Source organism: Larkinella ripae (genome assembly GCF_054780775.1).
Genome location: NZ_BAAGVR010000022.1, coordinates 843,634 through 868,691, shown reverse-complemented (window position 1 = coordinate 868,691; position 25,058 = coordinate 843,634). Strand labels below are relative to the sequence as shown.

Below are 25,058 nucleotides of genomic sequence, written 5' to 3'. Positions count from 1 at the left end.
ACAATCCATGAAAAAGTTACTCATATTCGCTATCGTGGCTGCGCTGGGTGCGGGCTGCAAAAACTACCTCGAAGAAGACACCACCGGTTTGCTGTACGGCCAGAACGTTTTGTCGACGCAGGAAGGGCTGGAATCGGCGCTGACGGGTTCGTACCGGGGGCTGGCCAACCAGTGGGGGTACGGTTTTATTCACCCGTCGGCCACGGCCGCTACCATCGGCAGCGACGATGTAACCACCCACCCCGCCAGCAACAAAGCCGACTGGCGCGAGTTCGATCAGTTCAACGTATCGACCACCAACCAGCGTTCGGGGGCGGTTTACAATGGCTGTTACAAAGCAATCCAGGGTGCCAACAATGTGATCAATAATTACACGAAAACCGTGGGCACCAAAGCCACCATCGACATCATCGCGGGCGAGGCCTATTTCATTCGCGGTTTTTCCTACTACTGGCTGACCCGGTTTTACGGCAACATCCCCCTGATTACGGCGGGTGAATATTCGTCGGATCTGCTCACGATCAAAAAATCGACACCCGCGGAGGTGTACGCGCTGATTGTGGACGATCTGAAAAAGGCGGAAACCATGCTGCCCAACACCCGGCGCGATCCGGGTCGGCCCAACGCCGGTTCGGCGAAGGCCTTTCTGGCCGATGTGTACCTGACCATGGCCGGCTGGCCGCTGAAACAAACCGCCAATTATGATCTGGCGGCTGCCAAGGCGAAAGAAGTGATCGACAACCGCGCGACCTACGGTTTTGCCCTGCTGCCGACGTTTGCGGAAGTTTTCGCGAACGATCCGGCGGTGGCTATTCTGCCGGAGTCGGTTTTTCAGATCAGCGGTTTTACGGGCGGTAGCGGCACGGCCAACGCCACCTACGGCAACACCACGATGCCGGGCGAAGAAGGCGGCTGGGACGATATGTTTGCCGAACTGGCTTTCTTCAACAGCTTTCCGGCGGGGCCGCGCAAAGACGCCACCTTCCGGACGCAGTTTGGGTTGGGTGCCACCAAAATTCCCTGGCAGCAGAGCCTGACGAAGCACCCGTACTACCAGAAATGGTACATCAAAGGCAATGTTGTGACCTCGAGCATCTCGCTGCCGTCCGTGATGATGCGGTATCCGCACGTGCTGACCATTTATGCCGAAGCCAAGGCGCGCGGCACCGGCGGCCCCGATCAGGCGGCTTACGATGCCCTGAATCAGGTTCGTTCGCGGGGATTGCCAGCGGGTGCCAAAATTCTGGCTCCGGCCGACGGTTTGACGGCCACCCAGTTTGCCGACGCGGTGGTGCAGGAGCGGGCCTGGGAGTTTGCCTGCGAGCGCACCCGCTGGTTCGACCTGATCCGGCTGGAGCGGGTGGAAGCGGCCAACGCGGCTAAAAGCCCCGACGATCTGCAACCGATCAAGGCCATCACCAAGGCGAACTACTGGTTCCCGTTGCCATATTCGGATACCTCGATCAATCCGAATTTGAATTAGAAATTTGGTATACTAAAAACCGCCCGGCACGAGTGCCGGGCGGTTTTTAGTATTTAAAAATAGAAATTAGCTATTCGTAAATAGCGCTTCGGTGGCCGATCGCAATCACACCTTCCCGCGCAGAAAATCCGCCGTGTAATTCTCACCTTCCGGCAGTTGTACCAGCTCTTCCGGCGTTCCGGCGAAGGTGACGTAACCGCCTTTTTCTCCGCCTTCGGGACCGAGATCGATGAGGTAATCGGCGGATTTGATGACCTCCGTGTTGTGCTCAATGATGATGATGCTGTCACCCTGATCGACCAGCGCGTTGATGGCTTTCAGCAGCTTCCGGATGTCGTGGAAGTGCAAACCGGTGGTCGGTTCGTCAAAAATAAAGAGCGTACTGCCTTTATTCGGATTCCCCTTGCCGAGAAACGACGCCAGCTTCACCCGCTGCGCTTCGCCCCCCGACAGCGTGTTCGACGACTGCCCCAGCGTAATGTACCCCAAACCGACATCCTGCAACGGCATCAGTTTTTCAACCATTTTCGGTTCGGCTTTCCGGAAATAATCGATGGCTTCATCGACCGTCATGTCCAGTATATCCGACACATTTTGGTCGGCCAGCGTCACTTCCAGCACTTCCTGTTTAAACCGCTTCCCCCCGCAACCCTCGCATTTCAGGTAAATATCGGCCATGAACTGCATCTCGATCTTTACTTCGCCCTCGCCCTGGCATACCTCGCAGCGCCCCCCGTCGACATTGAACGAGAAGTGCGACGGTTTGTAACCACGCGCTTTGGCCACGGGCTGATCGGCCATCACCTGCCGCAAATAATCGTAGGCCTTGATGTAGGTCACCGGATTCGAACGCGACGATTTACCGATGGGATTCTGGTCGATCATCTCGATGGCCACAACCCGGTCCAGACTGCCGCCCAGGCTGTCGTGCTTTCCCGCTTCCTCCGAACCGTCGCCCTTCAGTCGCGTTAGGGCCGGGTACAAGACCTTGCGAATCAGGGTCGATTTACCGGAACCACTCACGCCCGTCACCACCGTCAGCGTGTTCAGCGGAAACCGGACGTCCAGTTCTTTCAGGTTATTTTCCCGCGCGCCATTCACCTCAACCCAGTGCGTGGCTTTCCGCCGGAACTTCGGCACGGGCACGGTTTCCTTCCCCGTCAGAAACGCGATGGTATGCGAATGCAGGAAAGAGGCAGAAAGGTGGGAGAGAGCGTCCCCAGCTTCTTTTTCTCCTTTCCGGCCTTCCTCCTCAATTTCCTCCCACGTTCCCTGAAACACCAGGTGGCCGCCGTTGGTACCGGCGTCGGGGCCAATGTCGATGAGCTGGTCGGCGGCCCGCATCACTTCCTCCTCGTGTTCAACCACAATGACGGTATTCCCCAGATCACGCAGGGTTTCCAGCACGCTCACCAGTTGTTTCGTGTCGCGCGGGTGCAGGCCGATGCTGGGTTCATCCAGAATATACATCGAACCCACCAGCGCACTGCCCAGCGAGGTGGCCAGCTTAATCCGCTGGTACTCACCACCCGACAGGGTGTTCGTCAGCCGGTTCAGGGTCAGGTAGGTCAAACCGACGCGCTCCATGTAATCGAGCCGGTTTCGAATTTCGACCAGGAGCCGCTTGCCGACTTCCTGCTGGTGTGGCGGCAATTCCAGGGTTCGGAAAAAACCGGCAGCCTCGCCAATCGGCATCAGCACAATGTCGGTAATCGATTTTCCGGCTACTTTGACGTAACTGGCATCGCGTCGGAGTCGCGAACCCCGGCATTCGGGGCAGGTGGTTTTGCCCCGGTAGCGCGACAGCATCACCCGGTATTGCACCTTGAACGTCTGGCTTTCCACGAAATCGAAAAACGCGTTCAGGCCCTGGAAGTATTTATTGCCGGTCCAGAGGGTCTCTTTCTGTTCGGGCGTCAGGTCTTTGTAGGGGCGATGAATGGGGAAGTCGAAACGAATGCCGTTCTTGAGCAGCGGCCGCAGAAATTCGTCGTTCATTTTTTCGCTCCGCCAGGGCGCAATGGCTCCTTCGAACACCGACAGATTTTTGTCCGGAAAAACCAGATCGGGGTCGATGCCCAGCACTTTGCCAAAACCGTCGCACCGGCGGCAGGCGCCATAGGGGTTGTTGAACGTGAAAAGATTGACGCTCGGTTCTTCAAACGTGATGGCATCCAGCTCGAATTTGTCCGAGAAAATCCGCGATTCCTTGCCCACCACATCGACCCGGCAAACGCCTTCGCCTTCGCTGAAAGCCGTCTGAATCGAGTCCGAAAACCGGTATTGATTGTCTTCTTCCGGCTGCCCGGTTTCGTCGAACTGCACCGTGCTCCGGTCGATCAGGATTTCGAGATCGGCCCCCGGTTTTGGTTCGGCTACGGTTTTTTCCAGTAATTCTTCAATAAACAGCACCTCGCCATCGGCCACAATCCGGGTATAGCCTTTTTGCAGCAGCACCTTCAGTTCGTCGGCCAGGCTCCGGTCGGTCCGGATGTGCAGCGGAGCCATGATCATGACGCGCTGACCGGCTTCGTAGGCATATAAATAATTCACGACATCGGTCACCGTATCTTTGCGCACCTCCTGCCCCGAAACCGGCGAATAGGTGACCCCCACGCGGGCAAAGAGCAGTTTCAGGTAATCATAAATTTCGGTGGTGGTTCCAACCGTGGAGCGGGGGTTGCGGGTCGTTACTTTCTGTTCGATGGCAATGGCCGGCGACACTCCCTTGATGTAATCGACTTCCGGTTTTTCCATCCGGCCCAGAAACTGCCGCGCGTAACTGCTCAGACTCTCGACGTACATGCGCTGCCCTTCGGCAAAGAGCGTATCGAAAGCCAGTGACGATTTGCCCGAGCCGGAAAGGCCCGTAATCACCACCAGCTGATTCCGGGGAATGGCAACGTCGATGCTTTTCAGGTTGTGCACCCGGGCACCCTTGATGATGATGTATGCTTTGGGATCAAGATTTTCAACGTTGGGTTGCTGAAAAGAGCCGTCAGGCGGCCGACTTACGGATAAATTCATTCTTAAATTTAGCAAAACTCTATCTTTGGACTAACGGTTTTTTTGAAAGGATGGTTTCCTTTTTGAAAAGCTTCGCCCAATACCCGGCAGGAACGGTCTGAAGGATTAAACGATACCCAATGGAATTCATTATTCAGGAAGATTTTCTGAAACTTCTGCTGGCGATGGTGCTGGGCGGCCTGATCGGTGCCGAACGGGAATACCGCAGCAAGTCGGCGGGCTTGCGGACCACCATTCTGATTTGCGTCGGATCGGCCCTGTTCACCATCGTTTCGCGCCGGTTCAGCGACGACGACCGGATTGCCGCCAACATCGTCAACGGCATCGGTTTTCTGGGCGCCGGAATTATTTTCCGGCAGGAAACCAGCGTCAAGGGACTGACGACAGCCGCCACCATCTGGGCCGTGGCCGCCATCGGTATGGCGATCGGGGGCGGCTTTTATGACCTGGCCGTGGGCGGTTTTGGCGTTATTGGCACTACCTTGCTGGCCTTGCCGGTGCTGGCCTCGCGCATCGCCCGCGTCAACCAGGCCCGGCAGTACCGCATTGTGACGGCTTTTAAACACCAGACCCTGGCGGAGTACGAAAAACTTTTTGAAGAATGCGGTTTGCACCCGCAACGGCAGAATCAGCAGCGCATTGGCAGCAACATCATCGGACGCTGGCGGGTGAACGGGCCGGAAAAATGCCACGAGCACTGCATTCAGCGCTTGCTGAACGATCCGGACGTAAAAGAGGTTGAATTCTGAGCGGAATTGTACTTACTAAAATCCTTGTTTTTTCGTTAAATATACTGAGTATCCATTTTTGTTCATTAATCAACTCTATGAATCTCATACAGAAAGGCTTACTGGCAATCATGCTGGTGAGCAGCAGTGTCGCCTTCGGGCAGCTTACCGAAGATCCGGAAGACCGGCGCGGGGCGGGAAAAGATCCATTGAAAACCAAAACGCCGGAAGGCGATCCGCTGCCCTTCACGCAACGCCTGCGGTTTGGGGGCGGCATCAGCAATGTGTCCATCGGCAACCCGTTCAGCATCGGATTGTCGCCCGTGGTGGCCTACCAGGCTTCGGAACGCGCTATTTTAGGCGTCGGCGTCAACTACGTTTACTACCGGGCCAAGTTGTATTACCAGGGCGGAGCAACCGAAATCTACCGGGCGAATCAGTATGGCGGCCGGGTTTTCGGGATGTATGAAGTAATTCCCAGTGTTGTCAAGAACCTGTACCTGCACGGTGAATTTGAAAACACCAACGTGGGCTATACGAACTACAACATCATTCCGTACGAAACGCAGCGTCGCTGGGTCAGTGCCGGTTTGGTGGGTTTGACGTATTCGCAGCCGATCAGTCGTAGGTTTGGGATTAATTTAACCGCTCTGTACAACCTGAGTTACAAGGCCAACCCGATCTATTCGTCGTTTGTCTACGGCGGTAGCCCCTGGGTAATTCGGGTGTCGTTCTTCTAAACCAGTTCGGAACCGGGATTCCACGAATCCCGGTTCCGATTGGTATGAAATTTTTGCTTACTTCGGGTACGTTTCCCTAACCGAATCAAAGCCTTGCTGACTGAACGGCAACCCGACCCTGTTCTGTGGACCGCCCTGAAAAACGGCGACCGGCGGGCTTTTGCCGACCTTTACCAACGCTACTACCGCGCCCTCTACCAGGACGGCTATCAATTGCTGCCCGATGCGGTTTTGGTCGCGGATGCCATCCAGGATTTGTTCGTCGATCTCTGGCGAACCCGGCAAAACCTGGCCGACTCGGCATCGGCCAGGTTTTATTTGTTTCAGGCTTTGCACCGGGAAATTCACCGCCTGAGCGGGAAAGAAAACCGGTTTCGCTCCGTCGATGATGCGGCTTCCCCATTTCCGGTTGACACGAGGCCGGAGCAGCAACTCACAGACCCGCAGGGCATCCGGATGTGGGCCGCTATCGAGCAGCGAACCGCCGGACTTTTGGGCGACGACCAGCAACCGGAGGAAGAAACCGCCGGGCCGTGGAGCTGGCCGAAAGTCGAACGCCCAAACTGGTGGCAACTGGCCGCTGCGGTGGTGCTGCTGGCCGGAATTGGGTGGTGGTTTTCGCTGCGCACCAAACTCGCGGAGCGGCCGGAAACCTACGCGGCTCTGGTGGCCCGGTCGAAAATGGATCGGATCGAGAAAATCAACAATACCGTCCAGCCGCTGACGGTCCCCTTTGCCGACGGCAGTGCGGTGGTGCTGCAACCGAATAGCCGGGTGAGTTATCCGGCGGTTTTTGCCGACAAAAACCGGGACGTCTACCTGTCGGGGGAAGGCTTTTTTGAGGTGTCCAGAAATCCCGAAAAACCATTTCTGGTGTACGCCAATGGGCTGGTTGCCAAAGCCGTCGAGACCCGCTTTACGGTGAAGGCGCCGGAGAAAACCGGCCGGGTAACGGTCATCGTCCGGAGCGGGGAAGTAGCGGTTTTTTCGCTTAAATCGCTGGATGGGGCGCTATCCGAAACCGGGCTGCCGAAAGAAGCCTTCCTGCTGACGGCCAACCAGCGGGCTTTTTTTGATACCGGCAACGGCCGGCTAACCCGCCAAACGGAGTAAGCGCCTGGCCTGCGTAACGGAATATCCCCGAAACTACGCCGGTGTTGAGTAAATAAAAGGCGGTTTTTTCTTCCTGTCATATGACGTTCGGAAGCCTCAAATTCCTGTTTTTATACGGTATTCTTTTCCTTTCGTCGCTTGGGAACGGAGTGGGGCAAACGCCCGACTTCTCCCGGGTGCCGGGAGTGCTGGTTGCCCACAGCCCGGCCTCGTCGGGCCTGTACATCGGTTCGCCGAGCCTGTGCGTGTTGCCCAACGGCGATTACTTGGCGTCGCACGATTTGTTCGGACCGAAATCCAACGAGTTTGTGCGGCCCAACTCGCGCATTTACCGCTCCACCAACAAGGGCAAAACCTGGACGCAGATTGCCGAAATCAACGGGCAGTTCTGGTCGAAACTCTACGTTCACCGCAACGGACTGTATTTTTTCGGTACCGACAAACACCACGGCAACACAATCATCCGGAAATCCGACGATGGCGGTGTGACCTGGACCAACCCGGCCGATGGTGAAACCGGTTTACTGCTGGCGGGCGAATACCACTGCGCCCCGGTGCCCTTTCTCGAACACGACGGGCGGCTCTGGCGGGCGATGGAAGACGCGATGGGAACGGTCAAACAGTGGGGCAAGCGCTACGGTGCGTTTATGCTGTCGATGCCGCTCGACGCCGACCCGATGAAAGCCGCCAGCTGGACGAGCAGCAACGTGCTGCGGTACGATTCGACGTATTTGAACAACGGTTTTGGCGGCTGGATTGAAGGCAATGCGGTGTTGAGTCCAGGTGGCGAAATGCTGGACATTCTGCGCGTGGATCACAAGAAATCGCTGGACGAAAAAGCGGCTTTTGTGCGGATCAGTCCGGATGGAAAAACCGCCAGTTTCGACGTGAACACCGGTTTTGTGCCGTTTCCCGGGGGCAGCAAGAAGTTCACGATTCGCTACGATCCGAAGTCGAAACTTTACTGGACGCTGACCAATTACATCCCGCAGGCGTTTAAACAGGCGAATGCTGGCCGGAATCCGGCCAGTTTGCGAAACACGCAGGCCCTGTGCAGCTCCGCTGATCTCATCCACTGGGATTTGCGCCAGGTGGTGCTGCAACACCCCGACGTGGCCAAACACGGTTTTCAGTATGTGGATTGGTTGTTTGAAGGCAAGCACCTGATTCTGCTGTCCCGCACGGCCTACAACGACGGACTGGGGGGAGCGCACAACAACCACGACGCCAACTTCCTGACGTTTCACCGGATCAAAAATTTCCGCAAAAAACCGGTCCGCGACTTATAGCGACGCCACATTCTGAAGCGTCTTTCTGCGGCCGCTGAAAATCCGGCTGTCGAGCGTTTCGCCGTAAAACGTTTCCGTCACCGCAACCGCCTGGTTGTTCGCCACCGACGTTTGCATCGTTTCCTGCCGGCAGGTGATCACATTGCCCTCCGGAACGGCCTCCTGTTCCGTTTTGCTGTACAGGCGATAAACCCGGCCTTTTTTGTTGCGGTAGCCCCAGATTTCGTTCCGGGGCAGCTTCTCGCGGTGGCCGTCGGAATACCAAATCAGCGCATTCCGTTCATTGACTAGAATCGCTTCCACGGCTTTGATGGGCGCTCCGGACTCGATCTGTGAAATGACAAATGTTGACTGGAAAAGTATCATTTGCGCCAGCACTTTTACATTCGGTGTTTGTCATTTTACATTCGATATTTACTTTTTCCCTAACCGCCCTGCCTCTTTTCTTGTTTAGCAGCTACGAACTTCATGAACAAACGACCAATTATGAAAAACATCGATGTGATTGCAACGGATTTACGGTTTCCGGAAGGACCGGCTTTTACGTCGGATGGTACGCTCTGGTGCGTTGAGCAGGAGGGTGCCAGTTTGTTCTGGCTCAAACCCGACGGAACCAGCGGTCGCATTCACGTTGGCATTGGCAGCCGCCCCAACGGCCTTTGCATCGACGATCTCGACCGGCTCTGGTTCTGCGATTCGGGTATGCACGCCATTCGCTGCATCAGTTATCCCGATCAGGAACCCGAAACCATTGTCGATCACGTGGGCGATGAACCGCTTAGCTGGCCCAACGACCTGACGTTCGATTCGGAAGGAAACCTGCTTTTTACCTGTCCCGGTTCGCCGGACGAAGACGAACCGGGTTATGTTTGCGTGTGCAGCACCGTGGGTGAAGTGAAAAAAATTTCGGAAGGCCTGTTTTATCCCAACGGCATCACGTTTCTGCCGAATGCCCGCACCCTGCTCGTGGCCGAAACCCACCGCAAACGCATCTGGGCCGGGCGCTGGGATAGCACCGGCCTGAACTGGATCAGGCCGGCGGTTTGGGCCGAAACCGGAAAAGACGGTTTTGGTCCCGACGGCCTGACGCTCGGACCGGATAGCCGGATCTACGCGGCTATTTACGGCGGGAGTTGCCTGCAGGTATACAAGCCCACCGGAACGCTGTCGGACACGCTGAAACTGCCCGGCGAAAATCCCACCAACTGCGCCTTCGATCCCACGGGGCGGTTGGGGCTGGTCGTGACCGAAACTCAAAAAGGGCAGCTTCTTTCCTGGAAAGAATAGCCAATCCCTGAAACCGGGAACGGATCGACCGCTTACGGCGCTTCCTCCACCTTCCAGATCGCCAGGCCGTTCGCGCAGGCATCGTCGATCTGGGTCCAGGTGACGTCGGCTTTGCGCATCTTGTTCCGCTCCAGTCCGCATTCGGAACCGACGCTGCCGCTGGGCCCTTTTTTGAAATAGATAAACTTTTTTTTCTCTTCCAGGCTGTTGCAAAAAAAGAAAAAGCCCTGCGGAGCCGCACCCGCGCCCCGCGTCGCTTCCCGGGCTCCGGGTTTGAACAGCCGGGAGTTACGGAAGGTATAGTCACTTTTTGGAGGAGGCATCGTCTTGTCAATTGAGGTTATAGCGTATCCGGTTCTTCCCGCTGATCGAAAAAGGCGAAGGCAAAACCGACTTTAAAATGCCACAGGCTTTGGTTGAAATAGATGTTGTAGTTGTCGGAACCGTAATAACCGGCCTGCGCGAACAGGGCCGCGTGTTTCGACTGCCCCAGCACCCGGTATAAGGTAAGCCAGAGATTGAGCCGCCGTTTGGCGTTAAACGGCCCCACTTTCTCCCGATTCAGGGTGTTTCCCCGGTAATAGTTCCCGTCAAGAATGTAGTTGAGATTGGCGGTCAGCCGCCACTGTTCCGCGTTTCGCTCCGGAGCCACCGAACACCATTTGTTCTGGTCGCCGAGCAGGGTCCACAGGCGCGGCATCGCCAGCAACCCGGCCCGGACGTTGATGCGGTGCCGCCCCATCATGCGCAGCGAATCGAAAACCGCATTCGAGAATTTCCGGGGGTGCCATTCGTAGCTCAGTTTGTAATAAAAATCGCTCCGGTTGCCCATATTGAGCCGGATCTGCTTGCCTTGCTGGCGGTTGCTGACCTTCTTTTTGTTTCGGGAATTGAAGGGATTAAACGCAATGGTTCCGTTGTGCCGTTGCCCGAAAATGAACTCGAAAACGATGTCCTCGCTGAAGTTACCGTTGTAAATATTGACTTCACCCGGGTTGAGCGGGTCGATTTCGGGGCCGTCCTGTCCGTTGGAATGGTGATAGGCATACAGCCCGACAAAGGTGATCGATGAACCGTCGGCCGGCAGCAGGCGCCGGAAGGCGTGGTAATACGCAATGCCCGGCATCGCACTCGGGGTTCGGACGGGAAGCGACTGGTCGCCGTTTGGTCCGAACGGCACCCGCGGATCGTTCTGGAAAATGCGGAACTGGAAGCGCGGAATAACCTGAATTTCATTTAAACCAAACCGTTTTCCGCCAAACGAAATCGGAATCTGGAGATCGGCGTCGAGCACAAAATTCTTCTTGTCGAACCCCAGGTTGTTGAACGTCCAGGTCGCCAGGCTGGTCAGCGTGGAGGGTCCCTGAATGATCTGCATGGTGTTGTGAAAGTCGAAGTTTTGCTGCCTTCGGATCAATTGCGCCCTTAATTCCGACGAAATCGGGGCTTTTTCCGGGCAGCAGGATTCGATTCGCGCCGTTTGCAGCGGATTATCGTAGCACGTCACACACGGTTCGGTTTGGGCGAAACCAGCAACCGAAAGGCCGGTAAGCAGCAGCAGGAGAACGTGTTTCATGTTGGAACCGGAAAAACAGGCGTGGAGCGGGGCCGTCAAAAGTGCGCATCAACAGCGGTTTTCTGGCGGATGGAAAAGTAATCAGATTCTCCATTCAAGCGCGAAACTATTTCGTAAGCGGCTGTCTTTGAGTGATTAAGTTTGGTTTCGGGAAAAATCGGAAGCTGAAAACCGGCGGCTCGTACGGCGTTTCAGTGCGCGTCGAATCCAAGAGCGGTTTTTAAATTTTTCGCCTTTCTTCCAACCCTTCTTCCGCTTTTCTGCACTTTAGAGGGAACGTTCAACGAAGCCTTCCACTTGACCCTGACGCCCGATCTAACGGAACACGAACTGGTCGCCCGCTGTCTGCAGCCGGATCGGCCGGCGGATCGGCGCATGGCGCAGCGGCTGCTGTTTGAGCGGTATAAACGGGCCATGTTTTCGGTGGCTTTTCGGATGCTGAATGATTCCGATCACGCCAACGATGCGTTGCAGGATGCGTTTGTGGACGTGTTCCGGCAGCTGGATTCGTTCCGGTTTCAGTCGACGCTGGGCGTCTGGATCAAGACGATCGTGGTGCGGCAGGCGCTGCGGAAGCGACAACTGGAATGGCGGTTTGAAACCCTGGATGAGCAGCTTCATGACCGTTCGGTGGAGGTGCCGGACAACCTGACGGGCGAGATGCTGGATGCCGCCATTCGGTCCTTGCCCGACGGGGCGCGGACGGTTTTTGTGCTGGCCGAAGTGGAAGGCTACAAACACCAGGAAATTGCCGAAATGCTGAACATTTCGGAAGGAACGTCCAAATCGCAGGTTAGTTACGCCCGAAAATTACTGCGCAGGAAGCTGTCGGAACTGTCTTAAACCCGGATTACGCGGATCAAACCGGACCGCCGGAGCGGGATTAAAAGAATTTACCGAATGGATTTTACGAAGGCCATACACCAGTTACCCGAACACGAACCCCGGGCTGATCTCTGGGACCGGATCGAGGCCGATCTGCGGGCCGATGATGCCATCGACCGGCTGCTGCCGGACGACCTGCCGGTCTTGGAACCGAAGACCGATGCCTGGGAGCAGCTTGCCGGACGGTTGGAAAAACCGGTCGTTCGCCCTTTGTGGCGGTCTTCGGTCCGGTGGGGGGCTGCGGCTGCCGTCGCGGTGCTGGTGGGTGGCGTTTGGCTGGTCTGGCAACCGGTTTCGAACGAAAAAGTGACGATTGCCTACGCCACCGAAACCGTGGAAGCGGAGACGCTGGGCGCCGAAAAACCGGGTTTGTCGGTGGCGGATCGGAAAGCCGAAATTTTTATTGAGGAACAATGCGGGCAGCAAACCGTGGTGTGTCAGAAACCGGAAATAAAGGAATTGAAACAGCAACTCGATCAACTGAATAACCGAAAAGCCAATCTGGAAGAAGAACTGGCGGTATTTGGCAACGATCCGGGCCTGGTGCAGGCGCAAATCAAAATTGAAAACGAACGGGCTGAGGTGACCAAAGAACTCGTCCGGATTTTAACGATATGAAACCACTGCTTTTTCTACTGACGTTCGTGACGATTTCCGCCATCGGCCAGACCCGGCTTCAGGTGGTCACGAAAACCGTGGAAAAAGAGCTGGCGTACAGTGGAGGCCAGCGCCTGAGTCTGACGGCCCAGAAAGCCGATATTACAATCAAAGGCTGGAATAAATCAACGGTGCTGGTGCGCCTGAAACTGATTGCCAAACATCCGGAGCGCGAAACCGCCGAGCGCGAACTGGAATTTCTGAAACATGACATTCAGGTACAAAACAACGTCATCGAACTGTCGAATCGGTTCACCATTCCGCAGCGGGCGGGGGCGGTCAAAGGCAACCTGAAGGCGGTGTATGAAGTCTGGCTGCCCACGCGCTGCCCGGTTTCGGTCAACAACACGTTCGGCGATGTCAGCCTGAGTGATCTGGCGGCTGAAACGACGGTGAACCTGGAATTCGGGAAGCTGTCGCTGGTGAACCTGAGCGGAAAAACCGCCGTCACCTCGGACTACGGCGACATCGACGCCAGCGAATTAGGCGGTACGTTCACGATCAAGGCCGAAAAAGCCGAAATTGTGCTCCGCGAACTGGTCGGAAACGGGCTTATTCAAAGCCACTACGGTAAACTGTCCGTCCTGCCAGCGGCCAGCCTGACGGCTCTGACCGTGCAGGCCGTCCGTACGGAAGTCTTGCTGCATCCCAAACGCCTGGAAGATTTTCAGTATGCGATCGAGACCCCCTATTCGACCATTCACGTGCCGGAGGGCTATGGCGACTACCTGAAACCCAATAAACGCCGGTTTCGTTACCAGGCCGCGTCGCAAAAACCGGCTATTTCGGTCACGAATCAGTATAGTCCGGTGGTGATTCAACCGATCGCACACGGTGTAACACTGGCGAAATAAGCGGTTTTTTGCAGTTATTCTGTGTTCCTAAATCAGTAAAATACCTATGAATCGCTTGTCTTTTTTCGGTTTTGTGTGGCTCTGTTCGTCCGGCGTGCTGGCTCAGAGCCGTGATTCCGTCCGAATCGAGTATTCGGTTGAAAACCCGGATACGACCCGGCGAAAGATCAAGGAAGCGTTCCGGTATCTGACGCGGGCCACGGTGGAGGAAAAAACGCTCGTAAAACTGGGCGTCGTTGTTCCGCTTCCCCTGCTGGGCGGTTATTATGCTTCCTACGGCTACGGAATCGGGGTGGGTGTGGAGCAAAAGATAACCGCCGGTTTTTCCATCCAGGCCCACCTCATCGGAAGGTATTACCGGACCGGGACCATCATTAACACGAAAGTGCTGGAAATGCCGGTTTCGGGCCGGTACTATTATTCCCTGAAAAAGCGAATGCGGAAAGGCTTGAGTGCCAATAATTTCTCCAATAATTACGTCGGTATCCGGATCGAAAACACGCTTTACGGCACCGGCCGCTATTACTCCACCGTCACCTCGGGCAGCCAGACGGTCATTTATTCCGAAAGAAACGTGAACCGCCGTTTTGCCATGGGGCAGGCGATTTCTGTGCAATGGGGCATTCAGCGCCGACTCGGCACGAAAGGCTACCTGGATTCCAGCCTGTCCTTGGCCGCTCTTCCGGTATTGACGAAAAACCGGGTGCCGGATTTTGTAGCGCCCATTCAAATTAATTTTAACCTGGGTTTGGGCTGGTAATGTCAACTAAAAAGCAGTTAAGGGTATGAAAAGCATGGTTATACTTGTCGGATTCCTGGTGGTGGCATCGTCGCTTCACGCTCAGCAAACGACCTATTCGCAGGAAGACAGCTCGGTGACGACCAGCGAGCTAAAGCGGGTTTACCGGTACATTACGCGGGCGAATGTGGAAGAAAAAACACTTTTTAAACTGGGCTTCTGGCCCAACGCCGGGGATCGGGACTATACAGGACGGCCTAATTTCCGAATCGGTTTGAACGCGGATGTGTCGGTTGAACGAAAAATTACGCCCTCCTTTTCGGTGCTGGCCGGTTTTGATTTGATGCTTCGGTATAACCGGTATAACCAATTCAAGGTACCCTTCAATAGCCACGGTAATAGCTATGAAGACACTGACAAAATTTTTCGGGGATTCGTTTACGCGAAAATAGGCACCCGGTTTTACTATGGTATGACGAAACAGATTCGGCAGGGCAAATCGGCCAACAATTTTTCGGGGAATTATGTCGGGCTTCAAGTTACCAAAGCGATTTCCGTTCGGATGATTCAGCATATTTATGATACCAAAACCGGCCAGTCTGTGCGTACGGAAGACTATGATGTTGCAGGTGCGTATAACGCTCCGCTGGTTTCGGCCCTGTGGGGTCTGCAACGGCGGTTGGGCCGTCGGGGTTTTGTTGATATTAATGCCGGGCCGGAAGTGGCCATTCCAAGACGAGTAAAAGAGCCGTTTCTTTTAGGATCCTATTTCGAGTTTTACAAGAATAACTACCAGCCCAGCCTAACCCTGCGCGTCAACGCGGTCATTGGTTTGGGCTGGTAAGCAGCCCAGACAATAGCTTGGCTAAATAACGACAAGGCCGGGTGGCCGATGGTGCGGGTTTTTGTTGCGAATCAATTACTTTGTGGTACTTTGTTCTACGCAACGCTCTAACCATGACCCCCGACACCGCTTTTCAAGTCCTTAACGCGCTTGTGCTGCCGCAGTGGCTGCTGATGATTGTGGCGCCCCGCTGGAAGCCGACCGAATTTCTCGCCAAATCCCTCCTGATTCCGGCCGTTCTGGCGCTTTTTTACATTTACTACCTTTTTTTCGGCAAGGGTGGCCTGGATATGCAATCGTTCAGTACGCTGGCGGGTGTAAAAACGTTATTTAGTCAGAGCGATGCGCTACTGGCGGGCTGGATTCACTACCTGGCGTTCGATCTGGCGGTGGGAAGCTGGCTGCTACGCAACGGCCAACGCCGGAATGTGCCGCACCTCTGGCTGGTTCCCTGTCTGATCGGGTCCTTTCTGTTCGGTCCGGTGGGCCTGTTGTTGTACCTGCTGGGCCGGTCCGTGAAGCAGCAGAAAATTTACTAAGATGCCTTTTGTCGCAATGAAAAATCTTTCCTTTTTACTTCTCCTCGTTTCGATCCCGGCTTTTTCGCAGTCGCTGCTGTGGAAAGTATCGGGCAACGGCCTGAAACAACCGTCGTATCTGTTTGGTACCTACCACATTCTGCGCGACAGTTACCTGAACCAGCACCCCAACATCAAAACCGCCTACGAAGCCGCCGAGGGCGTGGTGGTCGAAACCGAAATCGATTCGTCGGCGATGCTGTCGATGATGATGCGCGGCATGATGCTCGACAACAGCCTGACCAAACTGCTCTCCGAACCGGATTACAAGCTGGTGGCTGAGGAGTTTAAACGGGCCACGGGTTTTGATCTGGGCATGTTCAATCAGATGAAGCCGATCATTACGGCCACGATGCTCGGCCTGTCGTACGCCCAGAAAGAATCCGATACGCTCAGCAGTTTTACGGGGATGCCCATCGACCTGTATTTTGCCAGCGATGGCCGGAAACGCCAGAAAAAGGTCAATTCGCTCGAGACCATGGAAGAGCAGATCTCGTTTCTGTATGACCACGACCCCGTCGAAAAACAGGCCCAGCAACTCGTGGAAATGGTCAAGGGGAAAGCCGATATGCACGAATTGGGCAAGTCGGTGACCCAGCTTTACCTGAAACAGGATTTGCAGGGCATGTGGAAACTAAACGAAAAATACGGCAGCTCCTTCGGCGATATGAGCTACCTGATCGACGAGCGTAACCACAACTGGATGAAACGCTTACCCGGTTTAATGGCGGTCCGGCCCACGTTTGTGGCCGTCGGGGCGCTCCATTTGCCGGGGCCCAACGGACTGATTGAGTTACTGAAAAAAGAAGGTTACAAGGTTGAGCCGCAGTAGTTACGAAAACCGCCGTTTCAGAATGTCGATGAGCATGGCCACTTCATCGCTGCTCATGTCCCACAAATACTGAGCGGCATAGCGGTACGACACCAGATCGCGGGCCTGATCGTAGCTCGTCGCCCGGTTGAGTTCTTCAATGGCTTCGTTGTAGGAAGCCGCATTGCCGTTGAACAACTGGTTGATAAACATGAACTTCTGGTTGAGCGAAATGCTTTTGCTGATGCTCTCGATGGGCGCGCGGTAAAACGTTTCGCCAATGGTGATCGGGCCGGTGGCATCTTCCTCGGTTTTCGGACTGATTTCGACCATCGAGACGTCGCTGGCGTGCGCCGTTGCCTGGCTGGGCTGCATCGACGGCGCCGTTGGCTCGGATGACGGTCCCGAATCATCCAGAAAGAGCGGCCGCACGGAGGTGTCCGCATCCGGTACGGGGCTGCCATCCACCTCGGGTTCGGCCTCGTGGGCGATTGGGGCCGCCAGCGGAGGAGCCGGCGTCATCGTGTTGTCGACTTCGGTATCAAAAAACGATTTGTTGGGTGTCGAAACCGGTTGCGGGGGCGAAAAGTCGTACGACGATTTGCGCAGCAGAATGCCCGGGTCGAGGAGCACTTTTTCCGAAAACAACGGAATGTATTTCTCCGGTTTTTCCAGTTCGCGGTTTCGCTGCATCAGCGTCTCGTCGAGCCAGTTCAGCGCCTGATTCACGTAAACCGCACTTTTTCCTTTCATGCGTTCCTCCAGCGCCACCGGAACGAATTTATTGATCTGCGTATACCGGGTGATCTGGTGAGCCGCATCGGCCGACAGGGAGAAATCGGGTTGATTCCGCAGCGCTTCGTCGAAATAATGCCGGGGATCGAACAGCAGGATCAGCGTTCGGCGGGTGGCTTCGGCCAGCAGCGGTTCCAGGTGCTCCCGGCGCACCGAAATATGCTGCGAGACGGTATTCATAAACACCTGCATGGCCTGGCGGACATCCGGGTGCTCAAAGTCAAAAAACGGGCTGCGAAACCGCTCGGCGTCGCTGCGCCATTTTTCGGATAAACTGCTGACGACGAACAAATTAACCTGACTGACGGCGCTTAGTTTCAACAAGTCCTGCCCCCCAATGACGGTGTGATGGGCAAAAAAATCACCCGCCACTTTTCGGGCATAGGATTTACAATATTCGGTGAGCGAAGAGGCATTGAACTTGTTCGACATATCAAAATATCTTTGCTTTGTAAAGATATGGGTTTCGCTTAGAAAATTCCGTTCAGACATTGGTGAAATTATTGGACAGCCGCTTTTTTGCCAGTACAAGAAGAATGCCAGATTGTGAAACGGAGGATGCGGCCAGATGACCGGGCAAACGGCGTCTGACTTTTCCCGGTATCCACGGACAATTATTCGTTAATTCAACGTTACGAACGCATGTTTATTGAACCAACCCGCCGACGTGAACCGCCCCATCAGCGTACGGGTTGGATTGAAGTGATTTGCGGCTCGATGTTTTCCGGAAAAACCGAAGAGCTGATCCGGCGCATCAACCGGGCCGTCATCGCCCGGCTTAAGGTTGTCATTTTCAAACCCTTGATCGATACGCGCTACCACGAAGAGAACATTGTGTCGCACAATGCCAACGCGATTCATTCGCAGCCCGTGCAGTCGGCCCGGGAGATTCTGGACCACGCCGGCGACAGCGAAGTGGTGGGGATTGACGAAGCGCAGTTTTTCGACGACAAAGAGCTGCTCGAAGTCTGCAACCAGCTGGCCAACGAAGGCAAGCGGGTGATTCTGGCCGGGCTCGACATGGATTTTGAAGGAAAACCGTTCGGCTGCATGCCGCAGCTGATGGCGATTGCCGAATACGTGACGAAAGTACACGCCATCTGCGTGATTTGTGGCGACATTGCCAGCTATTCCTACCGACTGGTTCGTTCCAGAGAAAAAGTGCTGCTCGGCGAAACCGACAGCTACGAAGCCCGCTGCCGCCGGTGCTACAACCTGGGCAGCGAAGTCGTGAGCAAAGAGTGGGTGTATGAGACGGTGGAGCGGAACGATGAATTATGAATGATGCAGTAAGGCCGGTATGCCTAACGGTGAAAAGATGGAGCCGGGCTTTTTGGGGAAAAAGACTCTGTTTCTTTCTTTTTTTAATTCATCACGCATCGTTCATCACGCATCCTTCTCTCGCCCAACCCGGCACCTGGCGGCTGCATCCGAGTTATCGGTCGGCCCAAACCGTAGCGGCTGTGCAAAACCGGATCTACTGCGCGTCGGAGAACGGTTTTTTCGCCTACGACCCCGCGGCCAATGAAGCCACGCGCCTGAGTCCCGGCGACGGTTTTAGCGAAACCGGGGTCAGCCAGCTGGCGTACTTCGCCGACCAGAAACGCCTGCTGATCGGGTACCGCAGCGGCACCATTGACTTCCTTTCCGTCACCGATACCGGCGAACCGGCCAGCCTGAGCACGATCACCCTTATACGCGATGCGGCCCAGATTCCGGGCAGCAAACGGATCAACCACCTTTCCCGCGTGGGCAACGACGCCTACCTGGCCTGCGATTTTGGCATTGTCGTGCTGGATCTGGCGCGCTCCGAAATCCGCGACACCTACCGCAACATCGGCCCCAACGGCACGCCCGTAGTCGTTTATGCCACCGCTTTGGCCAACGATTCCATCTATGCCGCCACCTCGCGGGGATTGTTGGCAGCCCGGTTTGCGCCAACCGTCAATCTGGCTTTTTTCGGCAACTGGAAAACCGTACCGCTGCCCGACCGCGGATCGGTGCGCTCGGTCGTGGGGGTTGAAAACCGGCTTTATGCCGCTCTGCCGGGACAGGGCGTTGCGGAGCGGCAGGGTGGCCGCTGGGTCGTTGTCAAACCGCTGCCCACCATTACCGGCTTGCTGGCGACGGCCACGGAATGGATTGCCATGGCGCCCGATCAGTTGCAGCGGTCGTCGGGTGTTTTGCTGCAAAACGCGCTGATCGGTGAACCCCGCGAAATCGTGGAAGCCGCCGGAAATTTCTGGGTGGCCGATTCGCTGTCCGGTTTGCTGCGGATCAGCGGCACCGTGGTGCAATCCGTTAGTCCCGATGGTCCCGCTTCGGATGTGTTTCAGCGGCTGGTGGCGGCCGGCCCGGCCGGTTCGATTCTGGCCTTGCCGGGCGGTTTTTCGGATGATTTCAAGCCCTTACGCCGTCGGCGCGGTTTTGACCAGTTTCAGCAGAACCGCTGGCAAACGTTTCTGGCGTCGTCTCTCCCGACGGATTTCGTCACGGCGGCTTACAATCCGGCCGATCAGCGCACGTATCTGGGCAGTTTTGGCGGAGGGCTCTGGGCCGCCGGTGAACAAACCGCCCCGGAGGTGGTCAACCGGGTGCTGGCGAACATCAGCAGTGTCGCCGTTGATCCGAACGGCGAAACCTGGCTGGCGACACCAAATCTGAATTTGGGCCAGACGACGTTCCAGGTTCGGCGGAAAAACGGCCAGTTTGAGTCGTTTACCCCGGTTTGGGGAAATGCCGAGCAATTCGTCATTGACGACAGCGGTTTTTTGTGGATGACCCTGAATTTCTTCACCGGCGGGGGCATGCAGGTGTTCGATCCGGCCACGAACCGTGCCCGCTTCCTGCAGGAACAGTTGGGCGAAGGCGGTTTGCCGCACCGGAGCGTTCGGGCGCTGGCGAAAGACCGCGACGGGCTGATCTGGGTCGGAACCGACAACGGGGTGGCGGTTTTTGATAATCCGTCGGCGGTTTTTACGGGAACCGTGAATGCCTACCGGCCGGTTTTTGAGCGGCAGCGGCTGTTGAGTGGCGAGGTGGTCACGGCGCTGGCCGTCGATGGCGGCAACCGGAAATGGATCGGGACCACCAACGGCTTGTACCTGTTCAACGAGGACGGCACGGTTTTGATCGACCAGTTTACGAATCAGAACAGTCCCCTGCCTGCCGCGTCCATCACCGCCCTGGCCATTGAACCCGCGAGTGGCGAAGTGTTTGTTGCGACCGCAAACGGACTGGTTTCCTACGGCGGTTCGGCCAGCGAACCTGCCCCGGTTTTTGCCGGAATCACGATTTTTCCGAACCCGGTGCGGCCCGATTTCGGCGGTCTGGTGAGCATCAAAGGGCTGGTCGAAAATACCGTGGTGAAAATCATGGATGCGGGCGGCCAACTCGTTTACGAAACCCGCTCGCAGGGCGGCACCGCCACCTGGAACCTGCGCGATTACCGGGGCCGGTTGGCCGAAACCGGCATTTACGTGGTGTTTGCGGTTACGGCGGACGGCAAAGAAGGAATGGCCGGGAAATTGGCGGTGGTGCGGTAATTGTGCTTTCAATGGTTTATTTTTGTACCATGAAACCATACATTGTCGGCATCACGGGCGGGAGTGCCTCCGGAAAAACATCGTTTTTGAAAGGATTGATTTCTGCTTTTTCGGAGAATGAAATCTGTCTGATTTCGCAGGATATGTACTACAAACCGCTCGATCAGATTCCGCGCGACGACATTGGTGTTCACAACTTCGATTTGCCCCAGACCATCGATCACCTCCGGTTTGCCGAGCACATCCGGCAACTGCACGAAGGTGAAACCATTGAGATGAAGGAATACACCTTTAATAACCCCAGCGTGGTGCCTAAGATGCTGACTTTCAGGCCAACGCCCATCATGGTGGTCGAAGGTATTTTTGCCTTTCATTTTGAAGAAGTGGCCGGGCAGCTTGATTTGAAGATTTTTATCGACGCTAAAAACAAGATTAAATACGAACGACGAATGGTGCGCGATCAGGCCGAACGGGCCCTTTCGCCGGAGATGATCAAGCACCAGTGGGATTACCACGTTCGCCCGACGTACGAGGAGTTTATCAAACCCCACAAAGCCATCGCGGACATTGTCATTCCCAATAACGTTCATTACCAGAAAGGGCTGGACGTGGTGATTGGGTTTTTGAAAGGAAAAGTCGCTAATTTGGCCGCACACGAACAAAAACCGGCTGCCGACTGATTCGGCGGCATTTTATCTCCTGAACCCTCTATGAACGTTACCCTCCCCCTGCTTGCTGCCGCTTTGCTGCTGGCAACTTCCCTTATGGCTCAAAAACCGGAAACCCTGGATCTGTGGCCCGCCAACCAAATTCCGAACGCCGTTGTGAACGAGGCCGTTCAGGAAAAATCGGAGCTGGGCAAAGACGGTATTTTACGCATCAGTGATGTGAAGGTGCCTACGTTAACGGCTTTTCTGCCGCCCAAAAACAAAGCGACCGGAGCCGCGATTCTGGTGATTCCCGGCGGTGGGTACAGCATTCTGGCCTACGGACACGAAGGCGAAGAAATGGCCAAATGGTTTAACGAGCGCGGCATTGCGGCTTTTATTCTGAAACACCGCCTGCCCGACGACCGGACGCAGACGAACAAACACGAGGTGCCGCTGGCCGACGCCATGCAGGGCATGAAGCTGATTCGCCAGAACGCGGCCAAATGGAACGTGGACGGGAACCGGCTGGGGGTCATCGGTTTCTCGGCGGGCGGTCACCTGGCTTCGACCTTATCGACGCACTACCACCGGGGCGCGGGGGCCAGCGAGGAAGCCAAACCGAACTTTGCGATTTTGATGTATCCGGTCGTGACGTTTGGGGCGAAAGCGCACAGCGGTTCCCGCGACAAGCTGCTGGGCAAAGACGCCAGTCCGGAGCAGGTGGCCTATTATTCCAACGAGTTGCAGGTGGATGCCAAAACGCCACCGACTTTTCTGGTCCACGCCGAAGACGACAAGGGCGTACCGGTGGAAAACAGCATTGATTATTACCTGGCGCTGAAGAAGTTCAATATTCCGGCCGAAATGCACCTGTATCCGACGGGCGGCCACGGCTACGCGCTCCGGGTCCAGGGCAAAGGCTCGCTCGAAGGCTGGCCTGCTGCCTGTGAAAACTGGCTGAAGTCGCTGGGGCTTCTGGAGAAGAAATGAGTTAAGAACGTTGTTTCGCAGCGTTAAGCAGAGTAAAAAAGAGTTAAGCGGAGGAATTTACTTTCTCTGCGTAACTCCCTTTCCTCCGCTTAACGCTGCGAAATACCTTAACTCGCTACACCCGCAGGAACACCTTCTTCTTGTACAGAAAATACAGAAACGCCCATTTCACGGCCAGGAGGGCCAAAACCGCCCCGGTCGCCCGGACGGGTTCGGAAAAGAAGCTCAGCAGACCACCGAAGAAAAATTTAGCGGCATAGTCGAAGTCGATAAACTCCCCGGCAATGTAAATCAGGATGGAGTTCATGCCGATCACGGTAAAGAAAAACGCCCAGCCGCCCGCCTTTTTGACGTCGATAATCCAGTAGAACAGGGCCAGCATCAACACGCTCCAGCCACCCGCCACCAGCACGAACGAGCTGGTCCAGAGGTTTTTGTTGATCGGGAAAATCCAGCCCCAGCTATATCCCAGAATCAGGCAGGAAATACCGCCCAGCACCAGCCACAGCGTTTTCTGATCGCGGTGGGCCATGCGTCCGTCGCTGCGCAGCAATTGCCCCGAAAAAATACCGAGTAAAGCCGTGCCGATGGCCGGCAGGGTGGAGAACAAGCCTTCCGGATCGTGCACTTTCAGGTATAAACGGCCCGGCATAACCGAGCGGTCGATGTAGCCCGCCAGGCTGCAATCCAGCGTTAAGACGCCCGCTCCGCAACCCGGCACCGGAATGAGGGTCATCAGCGCCCAGTAGCCCAGCAATAAACCGGCAAACCAGCCGTACTGCGCTTTCGGATTCGGGAAATAAAGGTAGATCAACTGCCCGAACATGCCCGCCAGCCCGATGCGGCCCAGGACGCTGCCGAACCGCATATCGCTGATGGGCTTGGTAAACAGGCCGTTGTTGTAAATGATGCCCAGCAAAACCAGAATCAAACCGCGCGTGATGATCTTCCGGGCCAGCTCGCTTTTCGAAATTCCGCGTTCCAGGCGACTCCCCACCGCAAACGGGGTCGAAACGCCCGCCATGAACAGGAAAAGCGGGAAAATGCAATCGTAAGGCCGAAAACCGTTCCATTCGACGTGGGTGAATTGCTCGGCCATGAAGAACGCCCACGCCCAGCCGGTGGTTTTGGCCAGCACATGGAAAATTTCTTCCCCGCCCGCGATCCAGAACATATCGAAACCCCGCAACGCATCCAGCGACATCAGGCGTCGGACGGGGGCGGGTTGGGCCAGCGCGGGCTCGGTAGTAGCTGTAGAAGTTGATTGCATACCGGTTCGTAGTAATGACTGGGTATAGTACTATTTCGGGATGGAAACGGGCTATCGGTTTTTGAATAGTATTTCCAGTTGTACCCCTTTATTTATCCGTCAGCATCAGCGGGACGTTGCTGCGACCACCCAGCACCACAATCTTGGTGTTGGGCGAAGCCGCCAGTTCGCGCTGGGCCTTGATTTGTTCGTACTGCAACTGCCGATCCGACAAACCGGTGGCCAGAATTTTCTGGTAATCCGCAATCCCCTGCGCTTCGACGCGCTTCCGTTCGGCTTCCTGCCGTTCTTTTTGCAGCACAAACTGCATTTTCTGGGCTTCCTGCTCGGCATTGATTTTTGATTCGATGGTAGTCTTGACCGAAGCGGGCAGGTTGATGTTCCGGATCAGCAACTGTTCGAGCATAATGCCGCGCTTGCGCAAATCCGATTCGATGGTCTTGTAAATCCGGTTTTGAAACTCGTCGCGTTTGGTGGAATAAAGCGAAACCGCATCGTAGTAAACCGCATTGTCGCGGATGCGCGTGCGGGTAATGGGCCGAACCACCTTGTTGGAGTAATCGGACCCGATGCTGCGGTAGATGTTGGGCGTTGCGGTCGGGATGACGCTGTACAAAACCGTCAGGTCGATCACCACCTCGAGTCCGTCGGCGGTCAACACCCGGATGGCGTCGTCGCCCAGCTGCCCGCTTTCGTCGTGGGCGCCCGACATGGTGTAGTTCTGGGTTTTGATGTCAAATTCCGTGACGGCCACCAGCGGATTGACCCAGTTCAGGCCGCTTTCCAGAATGTTCTCCTGAACGCTGCCGAACAGGCTCTGGACCCCCACCGTTCCGGCGTCGATCTGGCGAATGGAGGACGATGCCAGCCCAAAAATAATCAGAATAAGGCCGACAACCTTCAACGGCCGGGAGAAGCGGGAGAAGGCTAACGAGGGCGTATTGGTGGCAAAACCGATGATCAGCGCCAGAATGCCAAGGACCAGGAAGAACATTTTATGGGGTGTGAGTTTAGTGGGTTTGTCGGCAAACCGCCGGAAGCAGCGTTTGCCACAGGTAATAATACAAACTTTTACCCACAGACCCAATCGGCCAACCAAGCAAGTTCAACAAAGCGTCGACGGCTCACTCCGCTACTCCACAGCGAATGCCCTGGATAACTCCGTACGCAGTGCGGGGCCTGGAGAGATCGGGCGGA

At 55.7% G+C, this 25,058-nt stretch carries 24 protein-coding genes; 17 read left to right on the top strand and 7 right to left on the bottom strand.

Annotation, left to right across the window (positions count from 1 at the left end; genetic code table 11):
- The first annotated feature begins 7 nt into the window (after nt 1-7).
- Nucleotides 8-1,483: a RagB/SusD family nutrient uptake outer membrane protein gene (locus tag ACYVHX_RS16560; protein WP_460672776.1), complete on the top strand. Its 1,476-nt coding sequence runs from the start codon at nt 8-10 to the stop codon at nt 1,481-1,483.
- Nucleotides 1,484-1,588: 105 nt separating this feature from the next.
- Here the strand turns inward: ACYVHX_RS16560 and uvrA are convergent, their stop codons facing one another.
- Nucleotides 1,589-4,510 (bottom strand): excinuclease ABC subunit UvrA, encoded by a 2,922-nt coding sequence (gene uvrA, locus ACYVHX_RS16555; RefSeq protein WP_460672775.1) that lies wholly within the window; start codon nt 4,508-4,510, stop codon nt 1,589-1,591.
- 119 nt (nt 4,511-4,629) lie between these two features.
- On the opposite strand from uvrA, the gene ACYVHX_RS16550 reads away from it, so the two are divergent.
- The 4 genes from ACYVHX_RS16550 to ACYVHX_RS16535 all read left to right on the top strand — a co-directional run bounded on the left by ACYVHX_RS16550 (nt 4,630) and on the right by ACYVHX_RS16535 (nt 8,380).
- A complete protein-coding gene (locus tag ACYVHX_RS16550) occupies nt 4,630-5,259 on the top strand; it encodes an MgtC/SapB family protein (protein WP_460672774.1) in 630 nt (209 codons plus the stop codon).
- A 77-nt stretch (nt 5,260-5,336) separates the two neighbouring features.
- Nucleotides 5,337-5,978: a hypothetical protein gene (locus tag ACYVHX_RS16545; RefSeq protein WP_460672773.1), complete on the top strand. Its 642-nt coding sequence runs from the start codon at nt 5,337-5,339 to the stop codon at nt 5,976-5,978.
- Between the two features lie 93 nt (nt 5,979-6,071).
- Nucleotides 6,072-7,091: a FecR domain-containing protein gene (locus ACYVHX_RS16540; protein ID WP_460672772.1), complete on the top strand. Its 1,020-nt coding sequence runs from the start codon at nt 6,072-6,074 to the stop codon at nt 7,089-7,091.
- An 80-nt stretch (nt 7,092-7,171) separates the two neighbouring features.
- Nucleotides 7,172-8,380 (top strand): sialidase family protein, encoded by a 1,209-nt coding sequence (locus tag ACYVHX_RS16535; protein ID WP_460672771.1) that lies wholly within the window; start codon nt 7,172-7,174, stop codon nt 8,378-8,380.
- On the opposite strand, the gene ACYVHX_RS16530 is transcribed toward ACYVHX_RS16535, so the two are convergent.
- Nucleotides 8,375-8,746 (bottom strand): hypothetical protein, encoded by a 372-nt coding sequence (locus ACYVHX_RS16530; protein WP_460672770.1) that lies wholly within the window; start codon nt 8,744-8,746, stop codon nt 8,375-8,377. The two genes, ACYVHX_RS16535 and ACYVHX_RS16530, sit on opposite strands and share 6 nt — an antisense overlap.
- 120 nt (nt 8,747-8,866) lie before the next feature.
- Between ACYVHX_RS16530 and ACYVHX_RS16525 the strand changes: the two genes are divergently transcribed.
- Entirely contained in the window at nt 8,867-9,667 is an 801-nt protein-coding gene (locus ACYVHX_RS16525; RefSeq protein WP_460672769.1) for an SMP-30/gluconolactonase/LRE family protein, read from the top strand.
- 32 nt (nt 9,668-9,699) lie between these two features.
- On the opposite strand, the gene ACYVHX_RS16520 is transcribed toward ACYVHX_RS16525, so the two are convergent.
- Both ACYVHX_RS16520 and ACYVHX_RS16515 read right to left on the bottom strand, forming a co-directional pair.
- Nucleotides 9,700-9,990 carry a hypothetical protein gene (locus ACYVHX_RS16520; RefSeq protein WP_460672768.1) on the bottom strand — a complete coding sequence of 97 codons (291 nt, stop codon included), beginning with the start codon at nt 9,988-9,990 and terminating at the stop codon, nt 9,700-9,702.
- A 17-nt stretch (nt 9,991-10,007) separates the two neighbouring features.
- Nucleotides 10,008-11,243 (bottom strand): hypothetical protein, encoded by a 1,236-nt coding sequence (locus ACYVHX_RS16515; protein ID WP_460672767.1) that lies wholly within the window; start codon nt 11,241-11,243, stop codon nt 10,008-10,010.
- Nucleotides 11,244-11,540: 297 nt separating this feature from the next.
- Here ACYVHX_RS16515 and ACYVHX_RS16510 point away from each other — a divergent pair, with 297 nt between their 5' ends.
- The 7 genes from ACYVHX_RS16510 to ACYVHX_RS16480 all read left to right on the top strand — a co-directional run bounded on the left by ACYVHX_RS16510 (nt 11,541) and on the right by ACYVHX_RS16480 (nt 16,632).
- Nucleotides 11,541-12,086, top strand: a complete 546-nt coding sequence (locus ACYVHX_RS16510) for an RNA polymerase sigma factor (protein WP_460672766.1) — start codon at nt 11,541-11,543, stop codon at nt 12,084-12,086.
- Between the two features lie 57 nt (nt 12,087-12,143).
- Entirely contained in the window at nt 12,144-12,746 is a 603-nt protein-coding gene (locus tag ACYVHX_RS16505; RefSeq protein ID WP_460672765.1) for a hypothetical protein, read from the top strand.
- Complete coding sequence (locus tag ACYVHX_RS16500) at nt 12,743-13,639, top strand: DUF4097 family beta strand repeat-containing protein (protein ID WP_460672764.1); 897 nt, start codon at nt 12,743-12,745, stop codon at nt 13,637-13,639. Before ACYVHX_RS16505 ends, ACYVHX_RS16500 begins: the two co-directional genes overlap by 4 nt.
- Before the next feature lie 46 nt (nt 13,640-13,685).
- A complete protein-coding gene (locus tag ACYVHX_RS16495) occupies nt 13,686-14,399 on the top strand; it encodes a hypothetical protein (protein ID WP_460672763.1) in 714 nt (237 codons plus the stop codon).
- Nucleotides 14,400-14,433: 34 nt separating this feature from the next.
- Nucleotides 14,434-15,222: a hypothetical protein gene (locus tag ACYVHX_RS16490; protein WP_460672762.1), complete on the top strand. Its 789-nt coding sequence runs from the start codon at nt 14,434-14,436 to the stop codon at nt 15,220-15,222.
- Nucleotides 15,223-15,335: 113 nt separating this feature from the next.
- Nucleotides 15,336-15,761, top strand: coding sequence for an ABA4-like family protein (locus ACYVHX_RS16485; protein ID WP_460672761.1), 426 nt, complete (start codon nt 15,336-15,338; stop codon nt 15,759-15,761).
- Between the two features lie 16 nt (nt 15,762-15,777).
- Nucleotides 15,778-16,632, top strand: a complete 855-nt coding sequence (locus tag ACYVHX_RS16480; RefSeq protein WP_460672760.1) for a TraB/GumN family protein — start codon at nt 15,778-15,780, stop codon at nt 16,630-16,632.
- Here the strand turns inward: ACYVHX_RS16480 and ACYVHX_RS16475 are convergent, their stop codons facing one another.
- A complete protein-coding gene (locus ACYVHX_RS16475; protein ID WP_460672759.1) occupies nt 16,633-17,838 on the bottom strand; it encodes a hypothetical protein in 1,206 nt (401 codons plus the stop codon).
- A 210-nt stretch (nt 17,839-18,048) separates the two neighbouring features.
- Here ACYVHX_RS16475 and ACYVHX_RS16470 point away from each other — a divergent pair, with 210 nt between their 5' ends.
- From ACYVHX_RS16470 to ACYVHX_RS16455, 4 genes are read left to right on the top strand one after another with little or no spacing between them, the layout of a single operon-like run.
- Complete coding sequence (locus ACYVHX_RS16470; RefSeq protein ID WP_460672758.1) at nt 18,049-18,687, top strand: thymidine kinase; 639 nt, start codon at nt 18,049-18,051, stop codon at nt 18,685-18,687.
- Entirely contained in the window at nt 18,684-20,951 is a 2,268-nt protein-coding gene (porZ, locus tag ACYVHX_RS16465) for a type IX secretion system anionic LPS delivery protein PorZ (protein WP_460672757.1), read from the top strand. The genes ACYVHX_RS16470 and porZ overlap by 4 nt, the downstream gene beginning before the upstream one ends.
- Before the next feature lie 29 nt (nt 20,952-20,980).
- Nucleotides 20,981-21,631: a uridine kinase family protein gene (locus tag ACYVHX_RS16460; RefSeq protein WP_460672756.1), complete on the top strand. Its 651-nt coding sequence runs from the start codon at nt 20,981-20,983 to the stop codon at nt 21,629-21,631.
- 30 nt (nt 21,632-21,661) lie between these two features.
- Nucleotides 21,662-22,591 (top strand): alpha/beta hydrolase, encoded by a 930-nt coding sequence (locus ACYVHX_RS16455; protein ID WP_460672755.1) that lies wholly within the window; start codon nt 21,662-21,664, stop codon nt 22,589-22,591.
- A gap of 115 nt (nt 22,592-22,706) precedes the next feature.
- Here ACYVHX_RS16455 and ACYVHX_RS16450 read toward each other — a convergent pair whose 3' ends face one another.
- Nucleotides 22,707-23,861 carry an acyltransferase family protein gene (locus ACYVHX_RS16450; protein WP_460672754.1) on the bottom strand — a complete coding sequence of 385 codons (1,155 nt, stop codon included), beginning with the start codon at nt 23,859-23,861 and terminating at the stop codon, nt 22,707-22,709.
- 88 nt (nt 23,862-23,949) lie between these two features.
- Nucleotides 23,950-24,855, bottom strand: a complete 906-nt coding sequence (locus ACYVHX_RS16445) for a prohibitin family protein (protein WP_460672753.1) — start codon at nt 24,853-24,855, stop codon at nt 23,950-23,952.
- Nucleotides 24,856-25,058 lie beyond the last annotated feature (203 nt).